A 25,912-nucleotide genomic window follows, 5' to 3' on the forward strand; every position below is an offset into this window, starting at 1 on the left:
CAGGAAATATCACAGATGACTGCCCCCGCCCTGCCCCCGCTCAATGCCCTGCGCGCCTTCGAAGCCGCCGCCCGGCTCGGCAGCCTCAGCCGGGCCGCCATCGAACTGCATGTCACCCATGGCGCGATCAGCCGCCAGATCAAGCTGCTCGAGGACGATCTGGGGTTGGCGCTGTTCGCCCGCGCCGGTCGCGGCCTGCGCCTGACCCGGGCCGGCGAACAGTTGCAGGAGGCCGCGGGCGCCGCGTTTGCGCGCATCCACAGCGCGGCGGCCGAACTGCGCCGCGGCGCGGCACCGGCAGCATTGGTACTGGGCTGCCCCGGCAGCGTGCTGGCACGCTGGATGATTCCGCGGCTGGACCGGCTGGCGCGCGATCTGCCGCAGCTGACCCTGCACCTGTCCGCGCAGGAAGGCGGATTCGACCCGCAGTTGCCGGGACTGGACGCTGCGCTGCTGCTGGGCAAGCGCCCCTGGCCGGCCGACTGGCAGGTGCACGAACTGGCCGGCGAACGGATCGGCCCGGTCGTCAGTCCGCGCTATGCCGGGCTGGCATCGCTGCAACAGGGTCGACCAGCCGCGTTGCTGGACGAAGCGCTGCTGCATACCGCCTCGCGCCCGCAGGCATGGCCGGACTGGGCGCGGCGCCACGGCCTGGACCCGGCGGCATTGCGCTACGGCACCGGTTTCGATCATCTGTACTACCTGCTGGAGGCGGCGGTGGCGGGCATGGGGGTGGCCATCGCACCGCAACAGCTGGTCAGCGCGGATCTGGCCGCCGGCCGCCTGCTGGCGCCCTGGGGGTTCGCCGGCACCGACGGCGTCTGGGCGCTATGCGCACCCAAGCGCGCGACCGACCCGCGCATCGGCCTGCTGGCCGAATGGCTGCGGCGGGAACTGGCGGACGCGCCCTAGGGCGCGTCCGGCAACGTCGTCCCAGCGGGTTCAGGCAGGCGGGTTCGCATCGGCGCGGCGCACCGCTTCGACAAAACTGCGCATGGTTTCCGGGTCTTTCACTCCGGGCGAGGACTCGATGCCGCTGGACACGTCCACGCCCCAGGGCCGCGCAGTGCGGATGGCGACGCCGACATTGGCCGCGGACAGTCCACCCGCCAGCAGAAATGGTTTTTCCAGCGCCTGCGGCATTTGCCGCCAGTCGAACCGCCTGCCGCTGCCGCCCTGCTCGCCAGCGGCATGGCCATCGAACAGGAAACCGGCAGCGGACGGGAACTGGGCCAGGCGGGAGAAAGCGCTTTCGGCCTCGCCGCCCATCGCGATGGCCTTGAAGAATGGCTTTCCGAACGAGGCGCAGAAGTCGTCGTCCTCGGCGCCATGGAATTGCAGCAGATCCGGTTGCACGTTCTCTAGAATGCCTTCGATTTCCCCGCTGTTGTTGTCCATCGCCAGCGCCACCACCGCGATTTCCTCGGGCACCAGCTCGCGCAGCATCCTCGCCTGCCCCAGCAGCAACCGGCGCGGACTGTGCGGCGCGAACACCAGGCCGATGTAGTCCACCCCCAGCTCCACCGCAAGGCGGACGTCCTCGGCGCGGGTCAGGCCACAGAATTTGATGCGGGTGCGGGACATGGACGGAAGGCGGAAGGCGGAAGGCGGAAGGCGGAAGGCGGCGTAGAGCGTAACCTCTTACGTGGCTGTACGGGCTCTTTCGCCACTACAGGCCAGGGATGGCATCGCGCGCGTGCACCTCTCTGTAGGAGCGACGTGAGTCGCGACAGATTGCCGGTAAAGCTCCATCGCGACTTACGTCGCTCCTACAGGCCGCTCCTACAGGGATGGGGCGGTGTGGTCAGCTCCCAGCGTCACTTCGGCAGGCAGCCGCCACTGCGGCGGGTACAGCGGGCTGACGAACACCAGCCCGTCCGGCGGCGCGGTCGGGCCGGCGACGGTGCGGTCGCGGCCGGCCAGCAGCTGCGCCATCCAGTCCTCAGGCTGTTCGCCGCGTCCGACCAGCAGCAGCGAGCCGACGATATTGCGCACCATATGGTGCAGGAAGGCATTGGCCTGCACCGTCACGATTACCTGTTCGCCGTCGCGGCGCACCGCTATGGCCTGCAGGTTGCGGCGGGCATGCGGAGCCTGGCAATGCACTGTGCGGAAGGCGCTGAAATCATGTTCCCCCAGCAGCGATTGCGCAGCGCGGTGCATCGCATCGGCATCCAGCGGCAGGCGCTCCCAGCTCAGGTACTGGCGCCCCAGCGCCGGACGCACCGCGCGGTTGAGGATGGCATAGCGGTAGCGGCGGGCGCGCGCGGAAAACCGGGCATGGAAGTCATCCGCCACCGGCTGGCACCAGCGCACGCAAACCGAGGCCGGCAGCCGCGAGGTGGCGCCCAGCATCCAGCCGCGCGGGTCGCGGCGGGCGCCGCTGTCGAAATGCACGACCTGGCATTGCGCGTGCACGCCCGCATCGGTGCGGCCGGCGCAGACGGTTTCTACCGGCGCGTTGGCGACGAACGACAGCGCGCGCTCGAGTACCGATTGCACCGTGCTTTCATCGTCCGAACCGGGCTTGCTCAGCCGCTGCCAGCCCAGAAAGCCGCCGCCGTCGTATTCGACTCCCAGCGCATACCGCATCAGCGCGAATCCGGCATGGCCTCAGCCGATCTCGCGCAGCAGTTGCAGGGCTTCGTCGCGGGCGCCGGCATCGCCGCCAGCCACGACTTCGTTCAACAGATCCCTGGCGGTGACCACGTCGCCCAGATCCAGATAGGCGACCGCCAGTTCCAGCCGCTCGCGACCGGCCGGTGCCGGATTCAGCGGCGCGACATGGGCGGCGCCGTCGCCGGAGTGCCAGGTGGGCTTGGCCACGGCTGGCGCTGGAGCGGGCGCCGCCGGCCCGGCGCCGAACAACGCCGCCTGCGGCGGCTGCGCGGCGGGCGCTTCCGGCTCGGCGGCAGGCGCTGCGGTTTCCGAAGCCTTGCCTGCCGCCGCAGTGGCGGGCACCGCGGCAGCCAGCGCCGCGCTGTCGAACACCGGCCGGCGCGGCGCGGTGGACGGCGCCAGGCGCTGGCGGCGCTGCGCCAGCCCCCAGGCCAATGCGCCGAGCAGCAGCAGGGCGAAGCCGGCCCAGAGCCACAGCGGCGTGCCGGCCCCGCCCTGGGTTTCCGCCAGCCGCTGCTGGGCAGCGGCCAGATCGCTGTCCTTCATTGCGATCAGCTTCTGCTGCTGTTGCTGCAGCTTCTCCAGTTCGGCCACCTGCGCGCGCAATTCCTGCACTTCGCTCTCGCGCGCGGCCAGATCTTCCTGGGTCTGTTGCAATGATGCGTTCGCCAGCATGTCGCCCTCGCCGCCGGCGCTGTTGCCGGACTGTGTTCCTGCCTGAGTCGCCGCGCCCGCGGCCGGCGGTGAAATTTCCAGCCGCGCATCGGCCACGGCCGGCTGCGCCGCGGCACCGGCGCTGGCCGGCATATCGGCGATCGCCGCCGGTTGCGGAATCGGCCGGCGCGCCTGCCGCCATTCGGCGATCTGCGTGCGCACCAGCGCCGAGGCCTCGGCGGCGCCCAGTTGCGCCAGTTCCTCGCTCTGCGGCATCCGCAGCACCGCCCCCTGCTTGAGCAGGTTGATGTTGCCGTTGATGAAGGCTTCGGGATTGGCGCGCAGCAGCGCGATCATGGTCTGGTCCAGGCTGTAGCCTGGCGGCCGCAGATCGCGGGCGATCTGCGACAGGGTCTGGCCACGGCGCACCGGCGCGGGTTCGCCTGAAGGCACGGGCCGCGGCGCGGGCTGGGCGGCAACGGCAGCAGCGGGTGCAGCTGGCGCTGCAGGTGTGGCCGGCGCGGCTTCGGCAGGTTGGGCGGGCGGTTCGGCGGGGAGTTCGCTCGCCACCGCCGGGGTTTCCGGCGCACGGACGATGATGTCGGTGGGCGCAGCGACCGGCGCATCGATAATGGGCTGGACGGCCGCAGCGACAGCGCCGGGCGCGCTGACCAGGGCCGAGTATTCGCGCACCAGCCGTCCCTGCCCCCAATCGACCTCGATCAGGAAGTTGAGCGCCGGCACATCCACCGGCGCATTGCTGGTGACGCGGATGACCGGCCGGCCGGAATCGTCCAGCGCGACCGCGAAGTTCAGGTCGTTGACCAGTCCCTGCGGGCGCGGCAGGCCGACGCGCTCGAAGGTGACCGGAGAGGCGAGCCGGGCATTCAACTGCTCCAGCTCGCCCGGTTCGTTGGAAATGATGGGGATTTCGGCCAGCAACGGCTGTCCCGGCTGCGACTTGACCCGGATTTCGCCCAGTCCCAGCGCGAACGCGGCGCTGCTGACCAGCGTCAGCAGCAGTCCCGCCAGGCCCTGCCATCGTTGTCTTGCCGTAAGCGTCACCGCTTGCCCCCGTCCTTTCCCGGCCACGAATATAGCCGTTTAACCGTTTTTAGCCACCAGTTCCGCCAGTTGCACGGCATTGAGCGCCGCGCCCTTGCGGATATTGTCCGACACGATCCACAGGTTGAGCCCGCGCGGATGCGAGAAATCCTCGCGGATACGGCCCACGTAAACGGCGTCGTTGCCGGAGGCGTGGGTGACCGGGGTCGGGTAACCGCCGGGCACGCGTTCGTCCACCACTTCCACGCCAGGGGACGATTCCAGCAGCGCGCGCGCCTGCTCCGGCGTGATCTTCTTCCGGGTCTCGATCGCCACCGCCTCGGAATGGCCGTAGAACACCGGGACGCGCACCGCGGTCGGATTGACCTGGATGCTGTCGTCGCCGAGGATCTTGCGGGTTTCCCAGACCAGCTTCATCTCTTCCTTGGTGAAACCATTGTCCAGGAAGTCGTCGATGTGCGGGATCAGATTGAACGCGATCTGCACCGGGAAACGCTGCGGGTCCGGATCCTGGAAGTTCAACAGCGCACCGGTCTGGCGGCCCAGCTCTTCCAGGGCCGAGCGGCCGCCGCCGGACACCGACTGGTAGGTCGCCACGTTGATGCGTTCGATGCCGTATTCGCGGTGGATCGGTCCCAGCGCCACCAGCATCTGCATGGTCGAGCAGTTGGGGTTGGCGATGATGCCGCGCGGCCGGTTCTGCGCCTGCTCGGGATTGACCTCGCTGACCACCAGCGGCACGTCGTCGTCGTAGCGGAAGGCCGAGGAATTGTCGATCACCACCGCGCCGGCGGCGGCGAACTTGGGCGCGTACTCCTTGGACACGCTGCCGCCGGCCGAGAACAGCGCGATATCGACGCCGGCCGGGTCGAAGGTGGCCAGGTCCTGCACGTCGATTTTTTCGCCGGCGAACTCGACGGTGCCGCCGGCCGATCGCGCCGACGCCAGCGCGATCAGCTTGCCGACCGGAAACGCGCGTTCGGCCAGGATGTTCAGCATGGTTTCGCCGACGGCGCCGGTGGCGCCGACGACCGCGACGGTGAAGCTACGGTTGGAATTGCTCATGAGGGTTTCTGATTCGAAAAAAGGTAGAAAAGAACGACAGACGGATTGCGGGGGCTGTGTTCGGGGAACCTCAGGACGCGCCTGAGGCTCCCTACCGTTTAATCGCAGCGGTTTTGCCGATGGCGGCGTTGCCGGCGGCCGCCAGCGCGGCGGCATTGACGGGCGTGGGCGGGCGGCCGGCATCGGCGCCGAAGCCAAGCGCGGCGATCAGATTGTCCACCGCCAGCGACACCATTGCCCGGCGCGTGGCCAGGCTGGCGCTGGCGATATGCGGGGTCAGCACCACGTTGCGCAGCGCCAGCAGTTCCGGAATCACCGCCGGCTCGCCTTCGTAGACATCCAGCCCGGCGGCGGCCAGGCGCCCGCCGGCCAGCGCATCGGCCAGCGCCGGCTCGTCGACGAGACCGCCGCGGGCGATGTTGACCAGCGTCGCGGTCGGCTTCATCTGCGCCAGCGCCGCGGCATCGATGATGTGGTGGCTCTGCAGCGAATACGGCAGCACCAGCAGCAGATGATCGGATTGCGCCAGCAGTTCGTCGAAACCGACATACGCCGCGCGGCATTCGCGTTCGGTGTCCTGCGGCAGGCGGCTGCGGTTGTGGTACAGCACCCGCATGTCGAAACCGGCCGCGCGCCGCGCGATGCCCTGGCCTATCCGGCCCATGCCCAGGATGCCGAGCGTGCTGCCGTGCAGATCGGCGCCCAGCATCGTGCTGAACGACCATTGCTGCCAGTGGCCTTCGCGCAGCCAGCGCTCGGCCTCGGTGATGCGGCGGGCGGTGGCCATCAGCAGCGCGAAACCGAAGTCGGCGGTGGTTTCGGTCAGCACATCCGGGGTGTTGGTGGCCAGGATGCCGGCCGCATTGAGCGCGCCGATATCCAGATTGTTGTAGCCGACGCCGACATTGGCGATGACGCGCAAGCGCGCCGCTGCGGCAATCTCGGCCGCGCCGATGCGTTCATTGAGCGTCACCAGCGCGCCGTCGGCCCCGGCCAGCGCTGCGGCGATCTGCGCAGGCGAATACTCGGCGACCTCGGCAGCAGCGGTCACCTGGCAGTATTCGCCCAGCCGTTCGACGATATCGTCGAACAGCGGTTGCGATACCCACACGCGCGGGCGCGGTTCAGCCATCGGCCTGCCCGGGACGCACGTCGCCTGGAATCCGTGGCGGCACCTGGCCGACATCGCCGCATTGGGCGCGATGCCGCAGCGCCTGATCCATCAGCACCAGCGCCATCATCGCCTCGGCGATGGGCGTGGCGCGGATGCCGACGCAAGGATCGTGGCGGCCGGTGGTGACCACCTCGACCGGCTGGCCGCCGGCATCGACGGTCTGCCCCGGCAGGCGCAGGCTGGAGGTCGGCTTGAGCACGATCGAGGCGGTGATCTGCTGGCCGGTGGCGATGCCGCCAAGAATCCCGCCGGCATGGTTGGACAGAAAGCCCTGCGGGGTCATCAGGTCGCGGTGTTCGGTGCCCTTCTGGGTCACCGCGGCAAAGCCGTCGCCGATTTCCACGCCCTTGACCGCATTGATGCTCATCAGCGCGGCAGCCAGTTCGCCGTCGAGCTTGCCGTAGATCGGTTCGCCCCAGCCGGCCGGCACGCCGTCGGCAACCACGTTCACGCGCGCACCGATGGAATCGCCGGATTTGCGCAGCGCGTCCATGTAGCTTTCCAGCTCAGGGACCTGCTCGGCTACCGGCCAGAAGAACGGGTTGTCCTCGACGGCGTTCCAGTCGAAACCTTGCGGAGCGATTTCGCCCAGTTGCGCCAGGTAGCCGCGCACGCGTACGCCGTAGCGCTGGGCCAACCATTTCTTGGCGATGACGCCGGCGGCCACCCGCATGGTGGTCTCGCGGGCGGACGAACGCCCGCCGCCGCGCGGATCGCGGATGCCGTACTTCTGCCAGTAGCTGTAATCGGCATGGCCGGGGCGGAACTGCTGGGCGATGTTGGCGTAATCCTTGCTGCGCTGATCGGTGTTGCGGATCAGCAGCGCGATCGGCGTGCCGGTGGTGCGGCCTTCATAGACGCCGGACAGGATCTCGACCTCGTCGGCCTCGCGCCGCGCCGAGGTATGGCGGCTTTTGCCGGTGGCGCGGCGCTGCAGGTCGTGGGCGAATTCTTCGGCTGCGATTTCCAGCCCTGGCGGGCAGCCGTCGACCACGCAGCCGATCGCCGGCCCGTGCGATTCGCCGAACGTGGTGACGGTGAGGAGTTTTCCGAAACTGTTGCTGCTCAAGGCTGGTTCTCGCGTGGAGCGGAGTTTGCTCCGCTGTTCCGGGGAGATCCCGGGAGGGGCCTGCCGAGCGAGCTCGGCGCTACAAGGGCGTGCGTGCGCTCGACAATGGGACGCTGCGCTTCATTTTCGCGCATCGGCCAGTTCGCGGATGCGCGCGTTGTGATGGATCAGTTCGGCGCACTCAACCGCGAACACCCCCATCTGCCCGACCTTGAATTCGATCCAGGCGAATTCCACGTCCGGCAGCAGTTCGACCAGCGCGCGCTCGGATTCGCCGACCTCGCAGATCAACAGGCCGTCCTGGCTCAGGTGCAGCGGCGCGTCGCGCAGGATCTTCAGCACCAGGTCCAGGCCGTCGTCGCCGGCGCGCAGCCCCAGTTCCGGCTCGTAGGAGTACTCCTGCGGCAGCGCATCGGTCTCGTCATTGGTGACGTAAGGCGGGTTGCTGACGATCAACTGGTAGTGCCTGCCGCCCAGTCCGGCAAACAGGTCCGACTTGATCAGATGCACGTTGTCGGCGTGCAGGCGCTCCTTGTTGTCGGCAGCCAGCGCCAGCGCATCGTCGCTGATGTCCACGCCGTCGACCTGCCAATCCGGATTGTAGTGGCCCATCGCGATGGCGATGCAGCCCGAACCGGTGCACAGATCCAGCGCGTGATTGACCTCCCGCCCGCCCAACCACGGTTCGAACCCCGATTCGATCAGCTCGGCGATCGGCGAACGCGGCACCAGCGCGCGCGCATCGCTCTTGAAGTTCAGGCCGGCAAACCATGCCTCCCCGGTCAGGTAGGCGATCGGGATGCGCTCATCGATACGGCGGCGGAACAACTGCAGGATTTCGGCTTTTTCCGCGCTGGTGACGCGGGCCTGGCCATAGGCCGGCCCCAGGTCCGGCGGCAGATGCAGCGCATGCAGCACCAGTTGCGTGGCCTCGTCCAGGGCGTTGTCGTAGCTGTGGCCGAAGGTCAGGCCGGCCGCGTTGAAACGGCTGGCGCCGTAGCGGATCAGGTCGATAATCGTGTGCAGTTCAGCGGCTGCTTCGGCAGTCATGGCAAGGCTTGTGGGGAGCGGCCCGTCGTTGGGGCACCCGATTATAGGGTGCGCGCCGGTATCATGTACGGCTTCCGGCCTGGTCGCGATTGCGGCCACAGGCACTCCCGCGTTGGAACCGTCCCCATGTTCAACAAGAAAACCGGCATCATCCTCGTCCTGGCGCTGGCCGCCGGCCTGGGCCTGCTGGCCGCGCAGAAGTTCTTCGGCCCGGCCGCACCCGCCGCGCAATGGCCGCAGACCCAGACCGTGACGCTGTTCCCACAGGCACGGCCGCTGCCGCCGTTCTCGCTACGGCAGTCCGATGGCACCCAGTTGACCTCGGGGGAGCTCAACGGCCACTGGAACCTGGTGTTCCTGGGCTTCACGTTCTGCCCCGACATCTGCCCGACCACGCTGGCCGAACTGGCCCAGGCGCAAGCGCAATGGTCCGGCCTTGCCGATTCGGTGCGGCCGCAGGTGGTATTCGTATCGGTCGATCCCGAACGCGACACGCCGACCCGCATCGGCGAATACGCCCATGCCTTCCATCCCGACACCATCGCCGCCACCGCCGATGTGCCGGCGCTGGAAAACTTCGCCAGATCGCTGGGTTTTGTCTTCATGAAGGTGCCGGGCAAGACCTTCGATCAGAACCCGCAGGACTACAGCATGGACCATTCCTCGGCGATCGCGGTGCTGGATCCGCAGGGCCGGCTGGCCGGGTTGATCCGGCCGCCGTTCCAGCCCAAGGCCATCGCCGAAGACATGGCCATGCTGACCGAGGCGGCGCAGAAATGAGTTTGGCGACCACGCTGACCTACGCGTTGCCGCACCGTCTGCTGTCGTCGCTGGCGCGGCGGTTGGCGTATTCGGCCTCGCCGCGGCTCAAACAATGGCTGATCGACACGGTGACGCGGCGTTTCGGCGTGGATTTGTCCGAGGCCGCAGAACCGGATGCCAGCGCCTACCCTACTTTCAACGCCTTCTTCACCCGCGCCCTGAAGCCTGGCGCGCGCGTTGCCGACCCCGACCCGCGCGCCCTGCTGATGCCGGCCGACGGCCATGTCAGCCAGTGCGGCCGCATTGGCCAGGACGGCGACCCGGGCCGGATTTTCCAGGCCAAGGGACAGTCTTTCAGCGCGGCCGAACTGCTGGGCGATGCGCAGAGCGCACAGGCGTTCGAAGGCGGCCTGTTCGCCACCGTCTATCTGTCCCCGCGCGACTACCACCGGGTCCACATGCCGTGGACCGGCACGCTGCGCGAAACCGTGCATGTTCCTGGCCGGCTGTTCAGCGTGGGCACCGCGGCGGTCGCCCATGTGCCGCGGCTGTTCGCCCGCAATGAGCGGCTGGTCTGCCATTTCGATACCGATTTCGGGCCGATGGCCTCGGTGATGGTGGGTGCGTTGCTGGTTTCGGGTGTGGAGACGGTCTGGAGCGGGGTGGAAATCCCGGCCTATGGCGACCGCATCAGCCGCAAGGACTACCGCGGCAAGAACATCGTCCTGGAAAGGTTTGCCGAGATGGCGAGGTTCAATTACGGATCGACGGTGATCATTCTGTTGCCGCCGGGTGTGGCGGAATTGGTGCCGCAGTTGCGTGCAGAATCGCCGGTACGGTTGGGGCAGGCGTTGGCGCATCTCGTCTCAAAGCCGCACTTGGCGGAAGGGCCCGGACGCGTTGCGACGCGCTGATTGCTCCGGCGCTTTCGCTACAGCCGTAGCTGTAGCCGCCGCCATCGCCACCGCAATCCAACTCGTCTGGGCCAGCCCGGAAGCTCCGTCGGCGGCCGATCCCGGCGTGTCGCCCTGGGCCTACCTGCCCTGGCTGTGCCTGCCTGCAATGCCGCTGGCGGCAATGGCCTGGTTCTGGGGCCGGCGCCTGCCGCCGGCCTGGCAAACGCTGCTGGTCAGCGCGACGATGACCGGCTACTGGCTGCTGCTGGACGTGTACGAATTCAGCGTCCGCGTCGCCGCATGGAGCACGTTCAGCACCCCATCGCTTTGGCTGCACGCGCTGCACAATGCCGCGTGGCCGCTGCTGGTGTGCAGCGCGACCTTCGCCCTGTGCGTGCGGCTGCTGGCGCCACGGACGCCGGCAGCCTGCCGCTGAGCGTAAGCGCCCGCCCCACCCTGGCTAGCGCTACTTCCTGCAACTCTCCAGCCGGATCGTCTGGCCCTGGCGGACGCTGTAGCCAGGCGCCCTGAGGCCGTTGGCCCGCGCCAGCTGTTTCAGATCGCACTGGAACCGCTGCGCAACCCGGCCCAGCGTGTCGCCCTTGGCGATGCGGTATTCCCGCGCCTGCTTGGCCTTCGGCTTGGCCGGCTCCGGCGTGCCGGAGGCGACCGTGGTCGGCACCCCCGCCACCGGGGTCACGTCGCCCACCGCCACATTCGGATTGAACGAGCCGCGGGTGATTGCGGCATTCAGATCCGCGGTCACCAGCGTGCGCGCCAGATCCGCGCGCGGGCCGCTGACGCAGTGGCGGTTGTACAGGTTGGCGATGCGGCTGGTGCCGTTGAGCGTGGTGCCGGCGGGAATCCAGGTCTCGGCTTCGTAGCGCGGATTGAGGTTGCGCAGCGCGCGCATATAGCCGTCGCGGGTGCCGCCGTTGCCCAGGCAGATGGTCAGCTCATAGATGGACGCCGACTTGGCCAGCTTGAACGTGGCCGGCTGCGCCTCGACCTTCGGAAACTCCAGCCCGTACTGCTTGGGATGCAGGAACAACCAGGCCGCGGCGATGACCATCGGCACGTAGTCCTTGGTTTCGCCGGGAAACTGGTTGTAGACCACCTCGTCCCAGAAGCCGCGGCCCGGATACTGGTTGTAGACGCGCTGCGCCCGCCCTTCGCCACCGTTGTAGGCGGCCAGCGAAAACTCGATGTTGTTGTTGAGAAAGCGCATGCGCTCGTTGATGTACTCGGCGCTGGCCAGGCCGGCGGCGCGCGGGTCGAAACGGGTATCGAAGCCGGTGCCGTCCGGCCCCAGTCCGAAGCGCCGACCGGTGGCCGGCATGAACTGCATCGGCCCGGCGGCACCGGCGCGCGAACTGGCGTGCACGCGGCCGTTGGACTCCTTGGCCATGATGCCGAACAGCAACGCTTCGGGCAGGCCGTTGCGTTCCCACGAGGGCCACATCTCCGCGCGCATGTACTGGTAGTTCTCATAGCTGGTGATCAGCGCTACCCGCATGTCCGTCAGCCAACGCCGGATCGAAGCCTGCACGGCCGGGTTGTATTCGACCATGCGGTCGAAGGCGTGGCGCTGGTCGTTGAGCAGCGCCGCCGCGCGTGCCGCTTCGGGAATCTGCGCGGCAACGACAGCGTGGTCGGTACCATCATCCAGCAGATCGACATCGCCCTGTTCTTCCGAGGCCGAAGACTCGGCGTCGACATTCTGCTTCAGCAGGCGTTTGTAGGCGGACAGCAGCGTATGCACCTGGCAACCGCGCTGCTGCAGGCAGGCGTCCAGCACGTCCTCCATGTCCTCCAGCGCCTGATCGCTCTCGGCCTGCCCCTTGGGATCGCTGTTGGCGGTCAGCACCAGCGCGTCGCGGTAGCGCTTTTCCGCCGCAGCCATGCGCTGCTCCAGCGCCTCGGCGGCGGCCCGGTCGCGGGCCGATACCCGTTGCGCCAGCGCCGGCGGCGCCATCAGCAGCAACGAAAGGAAGGCCAGCCATGGCCATGCGGCGGTTTTTTTGTCGAAGAAGAACATCAGTCCACAACTAGACAACAGAGTCGGGCAGGTTAGCCCCGCGGCGATACGCGGGGCAAGCCGCGCGGCAACAACGGTTACCCCGCGGACAACTTCAATCGCAAGCGCGCGCCGTGGACCGAGAATGGAATGCCCCAAAGTTCGCGACACGCTCTAGAATCCCGCCATCCACCCACGAGAGACATCATGGATCCGATCCTGCTCGGCAAAGGCCTTACCGACGACATTCCCGTCACCCTGCAGCCGAAGTTCGGCAATCGCCACGGACTGGTGGCAGGCGCCACCGGCACCGGCAAGACAGTCACGCTGATGACGCTGGCGGAAGGATTTTCGCGGCTGGGCGTACCGGTATTCGTCGCCGACGTGAAGGGCGATGTCGCCGGATTGGCGGTGGCCGGCGACGGCAACGAGAAGGTCCTGCAGCGCGCCGCCAGCATCGGTATCGGCGACTATGCGCCCGCCGCCAGTCCGGTGCTGTTCTGGGACCTGTACGGCAAGCTGGGCCACCCGGTGCGCACCACCGTCAGCGAAATGGGGCCGACCCTGCTCTCGCGCATCCTGGAGCTGAACGATACCCAGTCCGGCGTACTCGACATCGTGTTCAAGCTGGCCGACGACCGCGGCCTGCTGTTGCTGGATCTCGACGATCTGCGCGCGCTGCTGGGCCTGGTGGCGGCCGAACGCAAGGACATCTCCACCGAATACGGCCTGGTCAGCACGCAGTCGGTGGGTGCCATCCAGCGCGCGTTGCTGCGGCTGGAGCAGGAAGGCGGGGAGAACTTCTTCGGCGAACCGGCGCTGGAACTGTCCGATCTGATGCGCACCCATACCGACGGACGCGGGGTGATCGGCATCCTGGCGGCCGACCAGCTGATTCTGAAGCCGCGGCTGTATTCCAGTTTCCTGCTGTGGCTGTTGTCGGAGCTGTTCGAGACGCTGCCGGAAGTCGGCGATCTGGACAAGCCCAAGCTGGTGTTCGTGTTCGACGAGGCCCACCTGCTGTTCGGCGATGCGCCGCCGGCGCTGCAGCAGCGCATCGAACAGGTGGTGCGGCTGATCCGTTCCAAGGGCGTGGGCGTGTACTTCTGTTCGCAGTTCCCCGACGACGTGCCGGACAACATCCTGGGCCAGTTGGGCAACCGGGTGCAGCACGCGCTGCGCGCGTTCACCCCGCGCGACCAGAAAGCGGTCAGGACCGCGGCGCAGACCTTCGTGCCCAATCCCAAGCTGGACGTGGCGCAGGCGATTTCGCAACTGGGCACCGGCGAAGCGCTGGTGTCGACATTGCAGGACAAAGGCGTGCCATCGCCGGTGCAGCGGACCCTGGTATCGCCGCCGCGATGCCGCATGGGCGCCATCAGCGAAGCCGAGCGCGCGCAGGTGCGTGCCGGCAGCCCGATCGGCCACAAGTACGACAACCCGGTCAATCGCGACTCGGCCACCGAGATGCTGGCCCGGCGCGCGGAAAACGCGATGCAATCCGCCAACGCGCCCGCGGCCAGAACCGAGAAGGACGATCCGAATGCCGGCGGCTTCGGCCAGGCGGTCAAGGATGCCGTGTTCGGCACCAAACGGCGCCAGGGCATGGTGGAAACCATGGCCAAGCAGACCGCACGCACGGTCGGCAACCAGTTGGGCCGGCAGATCCTGCGCGGCATCATGGGCGGGATATTCGGCGGCCGGAAGTAGTCCGTATTCTTTGTTCGTCTCCGATTGCCGGGGACCTTTCCCTGCAGGAGTGGTGCCGGCATGCCGGCATCGGCGAGTCGCGATGAAGCGCTACCGGTAAAGCCTCATCGCGACTCACGTCGCTCCTGCAAGGTTTTTCCTTCGGTCGATTGATCCCAGAGCAAGCGCATAACCTCCTGGACGATTGCGCAAGCCGTGCCTGCACCAGCACAATCGCCCCATCGCCATACGTCGGCATCCAGGGGACTTGTCATGGACGACCGTTATCGCGCCCATATGGGGCGCGCAACTTCCGCTCCCGAACCATTCTGGCAGCGCCTGCGCGCCATCGCCTTCTACCCGCTGCGCGGACCGGCGCTGTACTCGATGATTGCGCTGACCCTGTGCAGTCTGCTGACGATAGTGCCGGTGGTGGGCTGGATCATCGCCATCCTCACCTGGCTGGCGGCCTACAAATACAGCTTCGACATCCTTCGCCACACCGCCGACGGCCACATGGACTCGCCCGAACATGCGCTGGGTACCGGTGACGGCACCGTGCTGCGGTTGCTGGCGTTGACCATCCTGCTCGCGATCGCGGTGGTGCTGGTGGCGGTCTTCGCCGGGCCGACCGCAGGACTGCTGGCGTTGCTGCTGGTGGTATTCCTGCAGCCTGGCTGCCTGATCTCGCTGGCCATGGACGGCAGCCTGCGCCAGGCGCTCAACCCGGCCACCTCGCTGACGTTGGCGCTGCGCATCGGCTGGCCCTACCTGGCCGCATTCGGGCTGCTGTTCGTGATCCAGGCCAGCGCCCTGACCGCCAGCAGTTGGGTGCACCAGTTCCTGCCACCCTTCGTCGGCGATCTTGCGGTCACCATGGTCAGCCTGTGGGGTCTGTTTGCCGCCTTCCACCTGATGGGCTATCTGGTCTACCAGTACCACGAGGATCTGGGCTACGAGCCCGGCAGCCATTACGAACGGCTGCCCGAGCGGCACGCTCCGGATCAGCGCCTGCTCGACGAAGCCGGACACTTCGTCCGCGAGGGCCAGGCCGATACCGCGCTCGAGATATTGCGCGCGGAAGTGCGCTCGCGCCTGGTCGGCCTGCCGGTCCTGGAGCTCTATCAGCGCCTGCTGCGCAGCAGCGGACGGACCAAGGAACTGCACGAACACACCCGCCAGTACATCGGCCGGCTGCTGGCCGAGAAACAGGGGCATCGCGCACTGGCGCTGTTGCGCGAGGCGCTGGACGCCGATTCGGCCTTCGTCCCGCTGCTGCCCGAACAGGGCGAAGAGCTGGCCGAGCGCGCCAGGCTGGCCGGCCAGTTCCAACTTACAACCGATATCCTGCGCGCCATGCTCCAGGCCTGGCCGAAATCGCCGGCGGCCGCGAAGTGGTCGTTGGACGCGGCATTGCTGCTGGCCGAGCGCTTCGGCCGCGACGACGAGGCCCGGCAACTGCTGGAACAGGCGCTGACGCGCTGCGAGGACCAAGAACAGCGCGGCAAGCTGGAAACCGCACTGAAGGCGCTTGCCGTGCCGATGTAATGCGCCGCTCTGCCAGGATCCTGGCGCGAATCCGCCGCAAGGCCTGCCCGCGCAACCGCAGCCGCGGCTTCACAAGTCAGCGACCAGCCGCGAGCGCGTCTGCAAGCCTGCAGAACCCCCGATTTGCCGCAGGCAGCAGAGAACCAGACCCAAGGAGAGACGGCGCACCGGCGGTTTGCGGCGCAAGCGCCCGCCGTCAGGCATTGTCCAGCAGGAAGCGCGCTTTCTCGGCCTGCGGCAGGTCCGGATAGCGCGCGGCGACATCGCGCAATACGCGGGCGCGCTGTTCATCGTCGCGCTGCGTGCCATAGCCCAGCGCCAGCCGGAACCATTGCCGGGCCTGGTCGGCGCGTGGCAACTCGCCTCCGGCCTGGGTCAGCAATGCCTCGGCCGACTGCAGCTGTCCCAGCTCGATCCAGCGCGCAACCAGCCCCTCCTGCACATCGGCCGCCAGCGCACCGGAACCGGCCAGTTCGCCGACAAGTACCTGCTGCGCCCGCACCTGCGCCGGATCGCCGGCCTGCAGCCGCAGCACGTCCATGGCGCGCTGCGCCGCCATCTGCGCTCTGCCCTCGTTGCGGGCCGCGCGGTAGCGCGCCATGGCGATGTCGAAATCGTGCGGGCGCTCGCCGGCCAGTTCATCCAGCAGCGCTTCGGCCTGCCGGTTCTCCATCCGTCCCAGATGCCGTTGCGCGCGTTCCCAACGGTCATCCCTGGCTTCGGCAATCACGCCGGCGTCCTCGATATAGTCCCGCCGCAACTGCCCGGTCATCACCAGCAGCGCGCCGGTCAGCGCGCCGCAAACCAGGCCTCCGGCATGCGCATCGAAACCGATGCCGGCCTCGCCGTTGGTCCACAGGTTGTAGACCTCCCAGCCCAGCCACGCCGGCAGCAGCCAGATCGCCGGTGCCTTGACGTAATCGAAGACCACACCGAACCAGTAGAAAAAGCGCACCGGCTGGCGCCCCCAGACCACGCAGAACGCGCCCATCAGCGCGGCGACCGCGCCGGACGCGCCCAGCCCGCTACTGGCATCGCCCCAACGCCAGGCCAGGCTGGCCGCGCTGGCGCCGAAGGCGCCCAGCAGGTAGACGCCCAGGAACCGGAATGGACCGATCGCCCCTTCCAGCAGCACCCCCAGCGCAAGCAGGAAGATCATGTTGCCGATCAGGTGCATCGCATCGCCATGCAGGAATGCCGAAGACAGCATCCGCAACGGCGACCACTCGGAACTTCGCTGCACATAGCGTAGGCGAAAGACGTTGCCCAGCAGTCGGTCGTAGCCGGCGCGCAGCGGCCGCCAGGCCTGCGCTGCATCCGGATCGGCAAACAGCGTCCCGCCCTGCAGCGCGTCGATGAAACGGACATCGGTCAACGTCGCCTGGCCCACCTGGACGATGCGCCGCTTCTCCGGCAGCTCCGCCAGTTCGGCGGCTTCATCGCCGCGGCCGGCGTTTTGCAGGTAGCGCACGTAAGCAGGCGCCTCGTAGCGGCCCAGGCCCGACTCGACGTAATAACGCTGCGCCTCGGCCAGAGCATCCCGGTCGCCTGATTGGAAACCGAAAAACACCACGACATTGACCAGCACCAGCAGCATCGTCGCCAGCGGCAAGTTTTCGAGCGTCAGCGGCTTGTGCAGCGGCAGGATCAGCATGGACGGACCTCCGTGTCGGTCAGGGTCTTTGGCGGCCCCTGTCCGGCGCAGCTTCGGCGATTGCCGCGGCGCTTGCAAGCGCGCAGCCCCCTGGGTTGCGGCGCGGAAATGCCACAATGCCTTCCATCGAGCCGGCCCCGGGATGGCAGGTTGTGCGTTAGCAGCTACAGCCGCGATGCCCATGCCGCACCTGGTCGCAACCGAAGCCGCTACCGCAGGAGCAGCGACGGCCTGCTGGGCGGTTCACTAGAGCGTGTTATGGCCTTTGGGGTGAGTGCGAAGGCCGCTGCCGCAGTCGCGTTGCCCGGCTTGCCTTGGGCACCACCCAAGGACGGCGCCGGACGCCTTGCTGCAACGGCGCTGACGCGCAACGCATCTCATCCCAAAGTTCATAACACGCTCTAAGATCACGACCCCATCCCGGTCCGCAGTTTCCAGGAATACCCGATGAGCCGCTGGCGCCCCCCCGCAGAAAAAAGCACCGCGCTGATCACCCGCGAAGGCCACGCCCTGTTGAAATCCGAACTGGATGAGCTGTGGCGGCTCAAACGTCCGGAGGTGGTCCGGGCGCTGGCCGCGGCCGCAGCCGAAGGCGACCGCTCGGAGAATGCCGAATACACCTACCGCAAGAAGCAGTTGGGCGAAATCGACCGCCGCGTGCGCTACCTGAGCAAGCGTCTGGAAAGCCTGCGGGTGGTCGAGACCGCCCCCTCGGATCCGGAAGCGGTATTCTTCGGCGCCTGGGTGGAAGTGGAGAACATCGCCACCGGCGAACTGGCCCGTTATCGCATCGTCGGCCCGGACGAAACCGACGCCCCGCGCGGCTACATCAGCATCGATTCGCCGCTGGCGCGCGCTTTGCTGAAAAAGCGGCTTGACGACGAAATCGAAGCCAGCCTCCCCGGCGGTGCCACCCGCTTGGCGATCGTCGCGGTCAGCTACGATCCGGGCGGCTGAGGCCGGTGCGCGGCGCAGCCACCTGACGCATGCATTGCCCGGTCGCTCATGTGCCCGTGCGTACACTGCGCCTTCTGCGCTCCGCCCCGCGCCAGCGGGCTGCGTCCGCGACCGAATTCGAACAGTGCTTGCACCTGCATCAGGAGACTCCCATGGGATATTGGATCCGCATCGACACCCCGCACGGCCAGATTTCCGCCTGGAAAGCCGAGCCAGCACAACCGGCGCGCGGCGCCCTGGTCGTGGTGCAGGAGATCTTCGGCGTCAACCGCCACATCCGCGATGTGGCCGAGGGCTTCGCCGCCGCCGGTTATGTCGCGCTGGCGCCGGCCTATTTCGACGCCATCGAATCCGGTGTGGAACTGGACTACGACGATGCCGGTATCGCCAGGGGCCGCGAACTGATCGCGCAGCTGGGACTGGAGGCCGCGCAATCCATCACAGCCAGCGCCGCCAATGCGCTGGCCGGCGAAGGCAAGGTCGGCACGGTCGGCTATTGCTGGGGCGGCACGGTCGCGTTGCTGGCGGCGCTGCGGCTGGGTCTGCCCTCGGTGAGCTACTACGGCGCGCGCAATGTGCCGTTCCTTCGCGAACCGGCGAAAGCGCCGGTGATGTTCCATTTCGGCGAGTACGACAAGTCCATCCCTGCCGAAGCGGTACAGCAGCACCGCGATCTGCTGCCGCAGATGGATGTTTACACCTACCCGGCCGGGCACGGTTTCAGTTGCGATGCGCGCGCCGACTATGAGCCGGTCAGCGCCGGACTGGCGCGCGAACGCACGCTGGAATTCTTCGCCAGGCATCTGGCATGAGCGGCTTCCAGCTCGACCCGCGGCTGGCCACCGACAGCGTTTTCGTCGCCGACGGACCGCTCTCGCAGGTGCGGCTGATGAACGATGCCCGTTACCGCTGGCTGCTGCTGGTGCCGCGCGTGGACGGGGCGGTGGAATGGCTGGATCTGGACGGCGGCCAGCAGCGCCTGCTGCTGGCGGAAATCAACCAGGTCGGCGCGCTGCTGCGTTCCGGGCCGGGCACGAGCAAGCTCAATATCGGCGCCCTGGGCAACATCGTGCGGCAATTGCACATCCATCTGGTGGCGCGCCATGAGGGCGATGCGGCCTGGCCCGGACCGGTATGGGGCCACGGCCGCGCGGAGCCCTACCCGGACCAGGATCTCGCGCGCCATGTCGAAAACCTCCGCCAGCAACTACGATAGCGCGGCTACCAACACCAACCGGATCTCCATGAAAGCCAACCTGATTCCCGCCCTGGTCCTGATCGTCATCGGCACGCTGTTCCTGCTCAACAACCTGGGCCTGACCAACCTGAGCCTGGGCAAGCTGATTTCCACCTGGTGGCCGGCGATTCTGGTCCTGGTCGGCATCAGCCTGCTGTTCAAGGACCGGAGCGGCAAGTAACCGGGCGCCGCGATGGAGCGCCTGGGAGAGATTCTCGGGTACGGCGGATGCAAGCGCTGAATCCCTATCGCCCGCCCGCCGCACCGCTGCAGGCCGGGCCCGCCAGCGAGCAACCGCTGGCGCCGCGCTGGCAAAGATTGCTGGCCTACCTGCTGGATTCCCTGCTGGTTATTGCCGCCTGGGGTTTCACCGGCTGGGCGGTCGCGCGCTGGACGGGGTTCGATCCCTCGGCGCCAAGCGGCAGCGCAGAAGTTCCCTCCGACCTGATGCAGGCAATCCTGCAACCCGGCGCGATACCCGACCAAGTGCTGGGTTTTGCGGTATTCCTGCTGCTGCAGGGGCCGCTGTTGTTCCTCCGCCAGCAGACGCTGGGCAAGGCGGTGCTGGGACTGCGGATTGTCGACATATCCGGCCGCAAGGCCGGTTTCGCCAGAATCGTGCTGACCCGCGAACTGCCGCTGTGGCTGCTGGGCGTGCTGCCGCTGGGCGCGGTCGCGGGGCTGCTGGAGCAGTTGCTGATCCTGCGCAAGGACCGGCGCTGCCTGCACGATCACGTCGCCGGAACGAAGGTGGTGAAGCTGGGCCGTTCGAACGGTTGAGCCGGACCAAAACCCGGCCCGAACGGACTTCATCCGGCACAACGCAGGCTCAGGTCCGCGGCAGAGTCACCCCGGTCTGGCCCTGATACTTGCCGCCGCGGTCCTTGTAACTGGTTTCGCAGACTTCGTCGGATTCGAAGAACAGCATCTGCGCGACGCCTTCATTGGCGTAGATGCGCGCCGGCAGCGGCGTGGTGTTGCTGAACTCCAGCGTCACATGGCCTTCCCATTCCGGTTCCAGCGGGGTGACGTTGACGATGATGCCGCAGCGGGCATAGGTGCTCTTGCCCAGGCAGACCACCAACGTGCTGCGCGGGATGCGGAAGTATTCCACGGTACGCGCCAGCGCAAAGCTGTTGGGCGGAATGATGCAGACGTCCGATTCGATATCGACGAAGCTGCCGCTGTCGAAATGCTTGGGGTCGACAATCGTCGAATTGATGTTGGTGAACACCTTGAACTCGCGCGAGCAGCGCACGTCGTAGCCGTAGCTGGAGGTGCCGTAGCTGACGATGCGTTCACCGTTGGCATGCTTGACCTGCCCCGGTTCGTACGGCTCGATCATGCCGTGCTGTTCGGCCATGCGGCGGATCCAACGGTCGCTCTTGATGCTCATGCAGTGTCCTGGTTCTGGATGGGGGCCTCCACCGCCGACCGGTTCGTGTCCGGCCGGCCCGATGGCCTGGGGCGATGCGCATTGTAGAGCGGAGCTCGCCCGGCCGCTCTCCACCGGGTGCCAAGCGCGAAGCACCAACAGGTTGTTGAAAGAAGCGCGTCCTGCGTTTTTCAAATCACCGGGCCGGCACCTGTCCGGAACGGTTCCCGACGAATCAATCGCTTACGCACTGGCTGCGCCGTCGCGGCCCATCCCTGGTCGCGCAAGCAGGCTGTTTCGACAACCTGCTAAACCAGCGAGGATGCAATCGGCATCGCCGCCCGCGGCCGCATCGCCAGCCGCGCCGCCATCACCCGGGCGGTCTGGCGGTAAGCCTGGGCGACCGCCGAATCCGGCGCCGACACGACCACCGGCTGGCCCGCGTCGCCCTGTTCGCGGATGGCGATGTCCAGCGGCAGCGAGCCCAGCAGCGGCACGCCGTACTGCGCCGCCATCCGCTGGCCGCCGCCCTCGCCGAACAGATGCTCGACATGGCCGCAGTTCGAACAGGTATGCACCGCCATGTTCTCGATGATGCCCAGCACCGGCACATCGACCTTCTCGAACATCTTCAGCGCCTTCTTCGCATCCAGCGTGGCGATGTCCTGCGGCGTGGTGACGATCACCGCCCCGGCCACCGGAATCTTCTGCGCCAGGGTCAGCTGGATGTCGCCGGTGCCCGGCGGCAGGTCGATCAGCAGATAGTCCAGATCGCCCCACAGTGTGTCGTTGAGCAACTGGGTCAGCGCCGACGTCGCCATCGGACCGCGCCAGATCATCGGCGTGTCGGCCTCGACCAGGAACCCGATCGACATCGCCTCCACCCCGAACGCCCGCATCGGCTCGATCGACTTGTTGTCCGGACTCTCCGGCTTGCCGCTCAAGCCCAGCATGGCCGGGATGCTTGGACCGTACACATCCGCATCCAGCACCCCCACCCGCGCCCCTTCCAATTGCAGCGCCAGCGCCAGGTTGACCGCCGTGGTCGACTTGCCCACCCCACCCTTGCCCGAACCGACGGCAATGATGTTGCGGACGCGCGGGAGGGGGGTCAGGTTGGGCTGGACGGCGTGCGACACAACCCGGAAGTCCAGCTTGAACCCGCCAAGTCCGGCACCTTCTGCGGCCAACGCCGCCTCAACCTGCTCTCGCAGAACCCCAGCCAGACCCTCGGCAGGGAAACCCAGGGTTAGATGGACTTGCCGGGCTTCCGTGGGGCCTTGCGACTGAACCCGAGAACCCGTTTCCGCCAGGGAGACGGACTCCCCAGCCAGGGAAATATGTGACAGAAGTTGCACAAATAATCCAGATTGTCATATTTTTGTGACTTGTGTCACAATTTTAAAAGTAACATCAGTAACATTTTCCTGTGCTATAGGCGCGTCTGTTAATGGCATGTTAACGTCGGGCCACAGGGAAATTCGCATTGCGGTTTGGACTCAAGGAAGCAGTCCATGGGGGCCGCATCTATTGGATAGTTTAGGGGATTCACAACATGACAGTTCGTAATTCGCTTTCTCCAAAGCGTAGTCGTCTAAGTGCCGCATTGTTCGCCGCCATCCTGACGCCTGTGACAGCTTCAACCTTCGCACAGCAAATCGAAGAGTCCCAGAAGACCTCGACAGCGACCACTTTAGACAAGGTTGTAGTAACCGGCTCGTTGATTCCTCAGACCACAAAGGAAACATTCACTCCGGTTACCGTGATTTCGGCCGAAGACATTCAGGCCCGCGGCTTCTCCAGCGTCTCCGACGTATTGCAGCAATCCTCCTTCGCTACCGGCGGCATCCAGGGCTCCCAGAGTTCGGCATCCTTCACTCAGGGTGCGGAAACGGTCAGCATGTTCGGCTTGAACCCGGGCTATACCAAGTACCTCATCAACGGTCGGCCGATGGCCGACTATCCGGCGCTGTACAACGGTAGCGACACGTTCAACAACATCAGCGGTATTCCTGTCGATCTGGTCGAGCGTATCGAAATTCTCCCCGGTGGTCAGTCTTCGCTGTATGGTTCCGACGCCATCGCCGGCGTCGTGAACGTCATCCTCAAGACACGGGTCGACAACACCACTATCAGTATCCGCGGGGGCACCTACACTGATGGCGGCGGCGACTCCGGGCGCGTCACCTTGGCTACGGGTTTCAGTGCGGCAGATGATCGCCTGAACGGCGTCTTTGGGGTCCAATACGAGAGCAGCGAGCCCATCTGGGCCTACCAACGCGATATCACCAAGCAATACTACCGCAATGGCACTTCAGCGCCGCTGGCGAGCCGCGATTGGTTGGTATACAGCCCGTTCACCAGCTACGCCTTTCTCGACCCGAATAACTGCGCCAACGTGACGGATGCCTTCGGTGGCACCGAAGGTTTGCAAACAAGGCCGAACTTTGGCGATGAAAACTACTGTGGCTCATTCTTCACGCCGGGCTATCGCACGCTGAAGAATGGCAAGGATTCGCTACAGGTCTACAGCCATGCGACCTTTGACCTTAACGACAACCATCAGCTGTATGCCGACGTCCTTTACAACGACGAAGAGGTCAAATACCACGTCGGCTCCAACTACACTTGGTGGGGTACCGGCGTCGAATGGGGTTATTACTATGACCCTGACCTGGACGATTTCCTGAACTTGCAACGCGCCTTTGCGCCGGAGGAGATGGGGGCCGGTGGGTTCGAGAACTCGATGAACAAGGACAAGACCGAATCCTGGCACGTCACCTTGGGTGCCAAGGGGCGCATTGGCGCCTCCAAGTGGGACTACGATATTGGCCTGACCAGCACACGCTACGAGTTGGACGAACAGGGCTTCGCCCGCTTTGCAGGCCCGATCAACGACTACTTCCAGAACAAGGTGCTCGGACCCGAATTGGGTCTGGATCCATACTACGGTGCGTACCCGGTGTTCCAGCCGGACTATGCCGCGTTCTACACGATGATGTCGCCGGAAGACTTCCGCAGTTTCACGGGTTACACCAGTTCCAAGAGCAAGACGACCAATGACATGCTGCGCGGCCAGCTGACAAACAGCGAATTGTTCTCGTTGCCTGGCGGCAGTGCCGGTCTCGCAGTGGCGCTTGAAGCTGGACAGGAAGAATGGAGCTACAAGCCGGACGCACGCCTGTTGAATGGCGAGGTCTGGGGTACCACCTCGGTCGATGGTGGCGGCGAGCGTGATCGCTATGCAGCCATCGCCGAACTCAGGCTGCCGGTATTCGACCCGCTGACCATTTCGCTTTCCGGCCGCTATGACCGGTTTGAACCGGATGGCGCGGAAACCGTAGACAAGACAACTTATTCGCTGGGCATCGAATACCGCCCGGTCGAAAGTTTCCTGTTGCGCGGCAAGTACGGCACGGCATTCAAGGCACCGACGCTGGCGGATCAGTTCCAGGCAGAAAGCGGCTATTACAACTTGGTGACGGACTATTACAACTGCCAGTTGCTTGGTTTTGACCCGACCGAAGTCGATCAGTGCCCGGCAGCGTTCTCGAACCGCCAGTTCTTCGGTACGACAGAAGGCAGCCGCGATCTGGAACCGCTGAACGCCGATGTCTGGAATGTCGGTTTTGTCTGGGCACCGCTACCGGCACTGTCGTTCACCGCAGACTACTTCCGCTGGGATATTCGCGATGAGGTTGGCTCACAGGATCCGGACGGCCTGGCGCTACGCGAGATGTATTGCCGTACGGGTGCAAATGGCTATGACATCAACGCTCCTGTGTGTGTCGATGCGCTGTCCAAGATCACTCGAGACAGTCTGAACCGCATCACAGAAATTTATACGCCGAAGGTCAACGAGGCGCAAGAAATCCTGGAAGCGGTAAACGTCAGTGCCAACTATGTATGGGACACTGGCGTTTACGGCCAGTTGATGTTCCGTGGTTCGTACACCAACAACCTGAAACATGAGTTCGTGGCGTTCGAAGGCGACGAGCCGATCGATCTGTTGCGTAATCCTGGCTGGAGCAGCGATCCCAAGAGCAAGGCCAATGCCTCGGTGACCTGGCGTAAGGACAACTGGAGCACCACTCTCTACGCCAACCGCATCGGCCATACGCCGAACTACCGTGCGCGGGTGCTGGAGACCTACGACGATCCGACCGGTCGGGCCGGCAAGTTGAAGCCGTTCACGACCTACAACTTCAGCGTGAGCTACTCACCATTGGATGCTCTGGATCTGTCACTGTCGGTTAGCAACCTGCTAAACGACATGCCGCCGGAAGATCGTACCTATCCGGGCACGTCTGGTGCACCCTACAACAGCTCACAATACAGCGCCTATGGGCGTGCGGTATATGTTGAAGCGCGCTACATGTTCGGAGCCAAGTAACGGTTCTCCCCGTACCAGGCTGCTGTTCAGGACCCCGCCAGAAGGCGGGGTCTTTTTTTGGACTATCCGCCCCTTCCATACGCCAGCGAATGCGGTATAAAGGCAGCAATCCGGGATGGCCCCAAGTGAGCCTGTCCTGGGAACTGACCAACTCATTCCCTGGGAGGGGAACCATGCGCAAGACCCTGTTTACCGCCTGCCTGTCGCTGCCGCTGGCCCTGTTGTCGATGTCGGCAGCCGCCGCCGATCCTGTCGGCCGCTGGAAGACCATCGACGACCAGACCGGCAAGCCAAAATCCATCGTCGAGATCAGCCGGAACAGCAACGGCACGTTCAGCGGGCGCATCGTCGAGCTGCTGAACCCAAGCAAGCCCAATCCGGTCTGCGACAAGTGCAAGGACGACCGCAAGGACAAGCCCATCACCGGCATGGAAATCATCCGCGGCATGAAAGCGGACGGCACCAGCAAGTACAGCGGTGGCACCATCCTGAAGCCCGATGAGGGCAAGGTCTACAAGTCGAAGATGGAATTGATCGACGGCGGCCAGAAGCTGGAAGTCTCCGGCTGCATCGCCTTCATCTGCAAGTCGCAGACCTGGATCCGTCAGTAGTTCCGGCAGCTGTCCGAAGCGCGCGTTTGGCCCGGCAATGCCGGGCCAAGCCCTTTCTAGGGCCCCGCAACGGCCCA

The 25,912-nt window shown here is 66.0% G+C and carries 24 protein-coding genes; 13 read left to right on the top strand and 11 right to left on the bottom strand.

What is annotated here, in order from left to right; translation table 11 throughout:
- The first annotated feature begins 15 nt into the window (after positions 1-15).
- Positions 16-912 (top strand): LysR family transcriptional regulator, encoded by an 897-nt coding sequence (locus CRO39_RS13380; protein WP_097122451.1) that lies wholly within the window; start codon positions 16-18, stop codon positions 910-912.
- Positions 913-942: 30 nt separating this feature from the next.
- Here CRO39_RS13380 and CRO39_RS13385 read toward each other — a convergent pair whose 3' ends face one another.
- The 7 genes from CRO39_RS13385 to prmB form a co-directional block, all read right to left on the bottom strand.
- Positions 943-1,584: a phosphoribosylanthranilate isomerase gene (locus CRO39_RS13385; RefSeq protein ID WP_097122452.1), complete on the bottom strand. Its 642-nt coding sequence runs from the start codon at positions 1,582-1,584 to the stop codon at positions 943-945.
- Between the two features lie 198 nt (positions 1,585-1,782).
- Entirely contained in the window at positions 1,783-2,592 is an 810-nt protein-coding gene (gene truA / locus CRO39_RS13390; RefSeq protein WP_097122453.1) for a tRNA pseudouridine(38-40) synthase TruA, read from the bottom strand.
- A gap of 21 nt (positions 2,593-2,613) precedes the next feature.
- A complete protein-coding gene (locus CRO39_RS13395) occupies positions 2,614-4,338 on the bottom strand; it encodes a motility hub landmark protein FimV (RefSeq protein ID WP_484564823.1) in 1,725 nt (574 codons plus the stop codon).
- Positions 4,339-4,377: 39 nt separating this feature from the next.
- Positions 4,378-5,403, bottom strand: coding sequence for an aspartate-semialdehyde dehydrogenase (locus CRO39_RS13400; RefSeq protein ID WP_097122454.1), 1,026 nt, complete (start codon positions 5,401-5,403; stop codon positions 4,378-4,380).
- A 91-nt stretch (positions 5,404-5,494) separates the two neighbouring features.
- Entirely contained in the window at positions 5,495-6,535 is a 1,041-nt protein-coding gene (locus CRO39_RS13405) for a 2-hydroxyacid dehydrogenase (RefSeq protein ID WP_097122455.1), read from the bottom strand.
- Entirely contained in the window at positions 6,528-7,646 is a 1,119-nt protein-coding gene (gene aroC / locus CRO39_RS13410; protein ID WP_097122456.1) for a chorismate synthase, read from the bottom strand. The genes CRO39_RS13405 and aroC overlap by 8 nt, the downstream gene beginning before the upstream one ends.
- 120 nt (positions 7,647-7,766) lie before the next feature.
- Positions 7,767-8,696 carry a 50S ribosomal protein L3 N(5)-glutamine methyltransferase gene (gene prmB / locus CRO39_RS13415; RefSeq protein WP_097122457.1) on the bottom strand — a complete coding sequence of 310 codons (930 nt, stop codon included), beginning with the start codon at positions 8,694-8,696 and terminating at the stop codon, positions 7,767-7,769.
- 126 nt (positions 8,697-8,822) lie between these two features.
- On the opposite strand from prmB, the gene CRO39_RS13420 reads away from it, so the two are divergent.
- From CRO39_RS13420 to CRO39_RS13430, 3 genes are all read left to right on the top strand, one after another.
- Positions 8,823-9,476 (top strand): SCO family protein, encoded by a 654-nt coding sequence (locus tag CRO39_RS13420; RefSeq protein ID WP_097122458.1) that lies wholly within the window; start codon positions 8,823-8,825, stop codon positions 9,474-9,476.
- On the top strand, positions 9,473-10,372 hold the full coding sequence (asd, locus tag CRO39_RS13425) for an archaetidylserine decarboxylase (RefSeq protein WP_097122459.1): 900 nt from the start codon (positions 9,473-9,475) through the stop codon (positions 10,370-10,372). The genes CRO39_RS13420 and asd overlap by 4 nt, the downstream gene beginning before the upstream one ends.
- 106 nt (positions 10,373-10,478) lie before the next feature.
- Entirely contained in the window at positions 10,479-10,790 is a 312-nt protein-coding gene (locus tag CRO39_RS13430; protein WP_141400797.1) for a hypothetical protein, read from the top strand.
- A gap of 30 nt (positions 10,791-10,820) precedes the next feature.
- On the opposite strand, the gene CRO39_RS13435 is transcribed toward CRO39_RS13430, so the two are convergent.
- Positions 10,821-12,392: a transglycosylase SLT domain-containing protein gene (locus CRO39_RS13435; RefSeq protein ID WP_097122461.1), complete on the bottom strand. Its 1,572-nt coding sequence runs from the start codon at positions 12,390-12,392 to the stop codon at positions 10,821-10,823.
- Positions 12,393-12,578: 186 nt separating this feature from the next.
- On the opposite strand from CRO39_RS13435, the gene CRO39_RS13440 reads away from it, so the two are divergent.
- Positions 12,579-14,081 carry a helicase HerA-like domain-containing protein gene (locus tag CRO39_RS13440; protein WP_097122462.1) on the top strand — a complete coding sequence of 501 codons (1,503 nt, stop codon included), beginning with the start codon at positions 12,579-12,581 and terminating at the stop codon, positions 14,079-14,081.
- 252 nt (positions 14,082-14,333) lie between these two features.
- Positions 14,334-15,608 carry a tetratricopeptide repeat protein gene (locus CRO39_RS13445; RefSeq protein ID WP_097122463.1) on the top strand — a complete coding sequence of 425 codons (1,275 nt, stop codon included), beginning with the start codon at positions 14,334-14,336 and terminating at the stop codon, positions 15,606-15,608.
- A 196-nt stretch (positions 15,609-15,804) separates the two neighbouring features.
- Here the strand turns inward: CRO39_RS13445 and CRO39_RS13450 are convergent, their stop codons facing one another.
- Positions 15,805-17,262: a rhomboid family intramembrane serine protease gene (locus CRO39_RS13450; protein ID WP_097122464.1), complete on the bottom strand. Its 1,458-nt coding sequence runs from the start codon at positions 17,260-17,262 to the stop codon at positions 15,805-15,807.
- 447 nt (positions 17,263-17,709) lie between these two features.
- Between CRO39_RS13450 and greB the strand changes: the two genes are divergently transcribed.
- The 5 genes from greB to CRO39_RS13475 all read left to right on the top strand — a co-directional run bounded on the left by greB (position 17,710) and on the right by CRO39_RS13475 (position 20,236).
- Positions 17,710-18,219, top strand: coding sequence for a transcription elongation factor GreB (gene greB, locus CRO39_RS13455; protein WP_097122465.1), 510 nt, complete (start codon positions 17,710-17,712; stop codon positions 18,217-18,219).
- A 152-nt stretch (positions 18,220-18,371) separates the two neighbouring features.
- On the top strand, positions 18,372-19,031 hold the full coding sequence (locus tag CRO39_RS13460) for a dienelactone hydrolase family protein (protein WP_097122466.1): 660 nt from the start codon (positions 18,372-18,374) through the stop codon (positions 19,029-19,031).
- Positions 19,028-19,435, top strand: a complete 408-nt coding sequence (locus CRO39_RS13465; protein WP_097122467.1) for an HIT family protein — start codon at positions 19,028-19,030, stop codon at positions 19,433-19,435. Before CRO39_RS13460 ends, CRO39_RS13465 begins: the two co-directional genes overlap by 4 nt.
- A gap of 28 nt (positions 19,436-19,463) precedes the next feature.
- The gene (locus CRO39_RS20550; RefSeq protein ID WP_097122468.1) at positions 19,464-19,637 is read left to right on the top strand and encodes a LiaI-LiaF-like domain-containing protein; all 174 of its coding nucleotides are present in this window, start codon (positions 19,464-19,466) and stop codon (positions 19,635-19,637) included.
- 47 nt (positions 19,638-19,684) lie between these two features.
- Positions 19,685-20,236 (top strand): RDD family protein, encoded by a 552-nt coding sequence (locus CRO39_RS13475; protein ID WP_097122469.1) that lies wholly within the window; start codon positions 19,685-19,687, stop codon positions 20,234-20,236.
- Between the two features lie 49 nt (positions 20,237-20,285).
- Here the strand turns inward: CRO39_RS13475 and dcd are convergent, their stop codons facing one another.
- Together dcd and apbC are read right to left on the bottom strand one after the other, a co-directional pair.
- Positions 20,286-20,852, bottom strand: coding sequence for a dCTP deaminase (gene dcd / locus CRO39_RS13480; protein WP_097122470.1), 567 nt, complete (start codon positions 20,850-20,852; stop codon positions 20,286-20,288).
- A gap of 287 nt (positions 20,853-21,139) precedes the next feature.
- Positions 21,140-22,189 carry an iron-sulfur cluster carrier protein ApbC gene (gene apbC, locus CRO39_RS13485; RefSeq protein WP_338015725.1) on the bottom strand — a complete coding sequence of 350 codons (1,050 nt, stop codon included), beginning with the start codon at positions 22,187-22,189 and terminating at the stop codon, positions 21,140-21,142.
- 197 nt (positions 22,190-22,386) lie between these two features.
- Between apbC and CRO39_RS13490 the strand changes: the two genes are divergently transcribed.
- Together CRO39_RS13490 and CRO39_RS13495 are read left to right on the top strand one after the other, a co-directional pair.
- The gene (locus CRO39_RS13490) at positions 22,387-25,224 is read left to right on the top strand and encodes a TonB-dependent receptor plug domain-containing protein (protein WP_097122471.1); all 2,838 of its coding nucleotides are present in this window, start codon (positions 22,387-22,389) and stop codon (positions 25,222-25,224) included.
- A gap of 173 nt (positions 25,225-25,397) precedes the next feature.
- A complete protein-coding gene (locus CRO39_RS13495) occupies positions 25,398-25,835 on the top strand; it encodes a DUF2147 domain-containing protein (RefSeq protein ID WP_097122472.1) in 438 nt (145 codons plus the stop codon).
- Positions 25,836-25,912 lie beyond the last annotated feature (77 nt).

Origin of the sequence: Pseudoxanthomonas wuyuanensis, assembly GCF_900215535.1 — a bacterium.
GTDB classification, from domain to species: domain Bacteria; phylum Pseudomonadota; class Gammaproteobacteria; order Xanthomonadales; family Xanthomonadaceae; genus Pseudoxanthomonas_A; species Pseudoxanthomonas_A wuyuanensis.

Excerpts from the sequence above, each read along its gene's own strand:
- prmB (WP_097122457.1), bottom strand. The coding sequence starts at position 8,696 with ATGACTGCCGAAGCAGCCGCTGAACTGCACACGATTATCGACCTGATC.
- CRO39_RS13445 (WP_097122463.1), top strand. The coding sequence starts at position 14,334 with ATGGACGACCGTTATCGCGCCCATATGGGGCGCGCAACTTCCGCTCCC.
- CRO39_RS13490 (WP_097122471.1), top strand. The coding sequence starts at position 22,387 with ATGACAGTTCGTAATTCGCTTTCTCCAAAGCGTAGTCGTCTAAGTGCC.
- CRO39_RS13420 (WP_097122458.1), top strand. The coding sequence starts at position 8,823 with ATGTTCAACAAGAAAACCGGCATCATCCTCGTCCTGGCGCTGGCCGCC.
- CRO39_RS13405 (WP_097122455.1), bottom strand. The coding sequence starts at position 6,535 with ATGGCTGAACCGCGCCCGCGCGTGTGGGTATCGCAACCGCTGTTCGAC.
- CRO39_RS13460 (WP_097122466.1), top strand. The coding sequence starts at position 18,372 with ATGGGATATTGGATCCGCATCGACACCCCGCACGGCCAGATTTCCGCC.
- CRO39_RS13385 (WP_097122452.1), bottom strand. The coding sequence starts at position 1,584 with ATGTCCCGCACCCGCATCAAATTCTGTGGCCTGACCCGCGCCGAGGAC.
- CRO39_RS13380 (WP_097122451.1), top strand. The coding sequence starts at position 16 with ATGACTGCCCCCGCCCTGCCCCCGCTCAATGCCCTGCGCGCCTTCGAA.
- CRO39_RS13400 (WP_097122454.1), bottom strand. The coding sequence starts at position 5,403 with ATGAGCAATTCCAACCGTAGCTTCACCGTCGCGGTCGTCGGCGCCACC.
- CRO39_RS13495 (WP_097122472.1), top strand. The coding sequence starts at position 25,398 with ATGCGCAAGACCCTGTTTACCGCCTGCCTGTCGCTGCCGCTGGCCCTG.
- CRO39_RS13435 (WP_097122461.1), bottom strand. The coding sequence starts at position 12,392 with ATGTTCTTCTTCGACAAAAAAACCGCCGCATGGCCATGGCTGGCCTTC.
- CRO39_RS13475 (WP_097122469.1), top strand. The coding sequence starts at position 19,685 with ATGCAAGCGCTGAATCCCTATCGCCCGCCCGCCGCACCGCTGCAGGCC.
- CRO39_RS13465 (WP_097122467.1), top strand. The coding sequence starts at position 19,028 with ATGAGCGGCTTCCAGCTCGACCCGCGGCTGGCCACCGACAGCGTTTTC.
- CRO39_RS13450 (WP_097122464.1), bottom strand. The coding sequence starts at position 17,262 with ATGCTGATCCTGCCGCTGCACAAGCCGCTGACGCTCGAAAACTTGCCG.
- greB (WP_097122465.1), top strand. The coding sequence starts at position 17,710 with ATGAGCCGCTGGCGCCCCCCCGCAGAAAAAAGCACCGCGCTGATCACC.
- asd (WP_097122459.1), top strand. The coding sequence starts at position 9,473 with ATGAGTTTGGCGACCACGCTGACCTACGCGTTGCCGCACCGTCTGCTG.
- dcd (WP_097122470.1), bottom strand. The coding sequence starts at position 20,852 with ATGAGCATCAAGAGCGACCGTTGGATCCGCCGCATGGCCGAACAGCAC.
- CRO39_RS13440 (WP_097122462.1), top strand. The coding sequence starts at position 12,579 with ATGGATCCGATCCTGCTCGGCAAAGGCCTTACCGACGACATTCCCGTC.
- CRO39_RS20550 (WP_097122468.1), top strand. The coding sequence starts at position 19,464 with ATGAAAGCCAACCTGATTCCCGCCCTGGTCCTGATCGTCATCGGCACG.
- truA (WP_097122453.1), bottom strand. The coding sequence starts at position 2,592 with ATGCGGTATGCGCTGGGAGTCGAATACGACGGCGGCGGCTTTCTGGGC.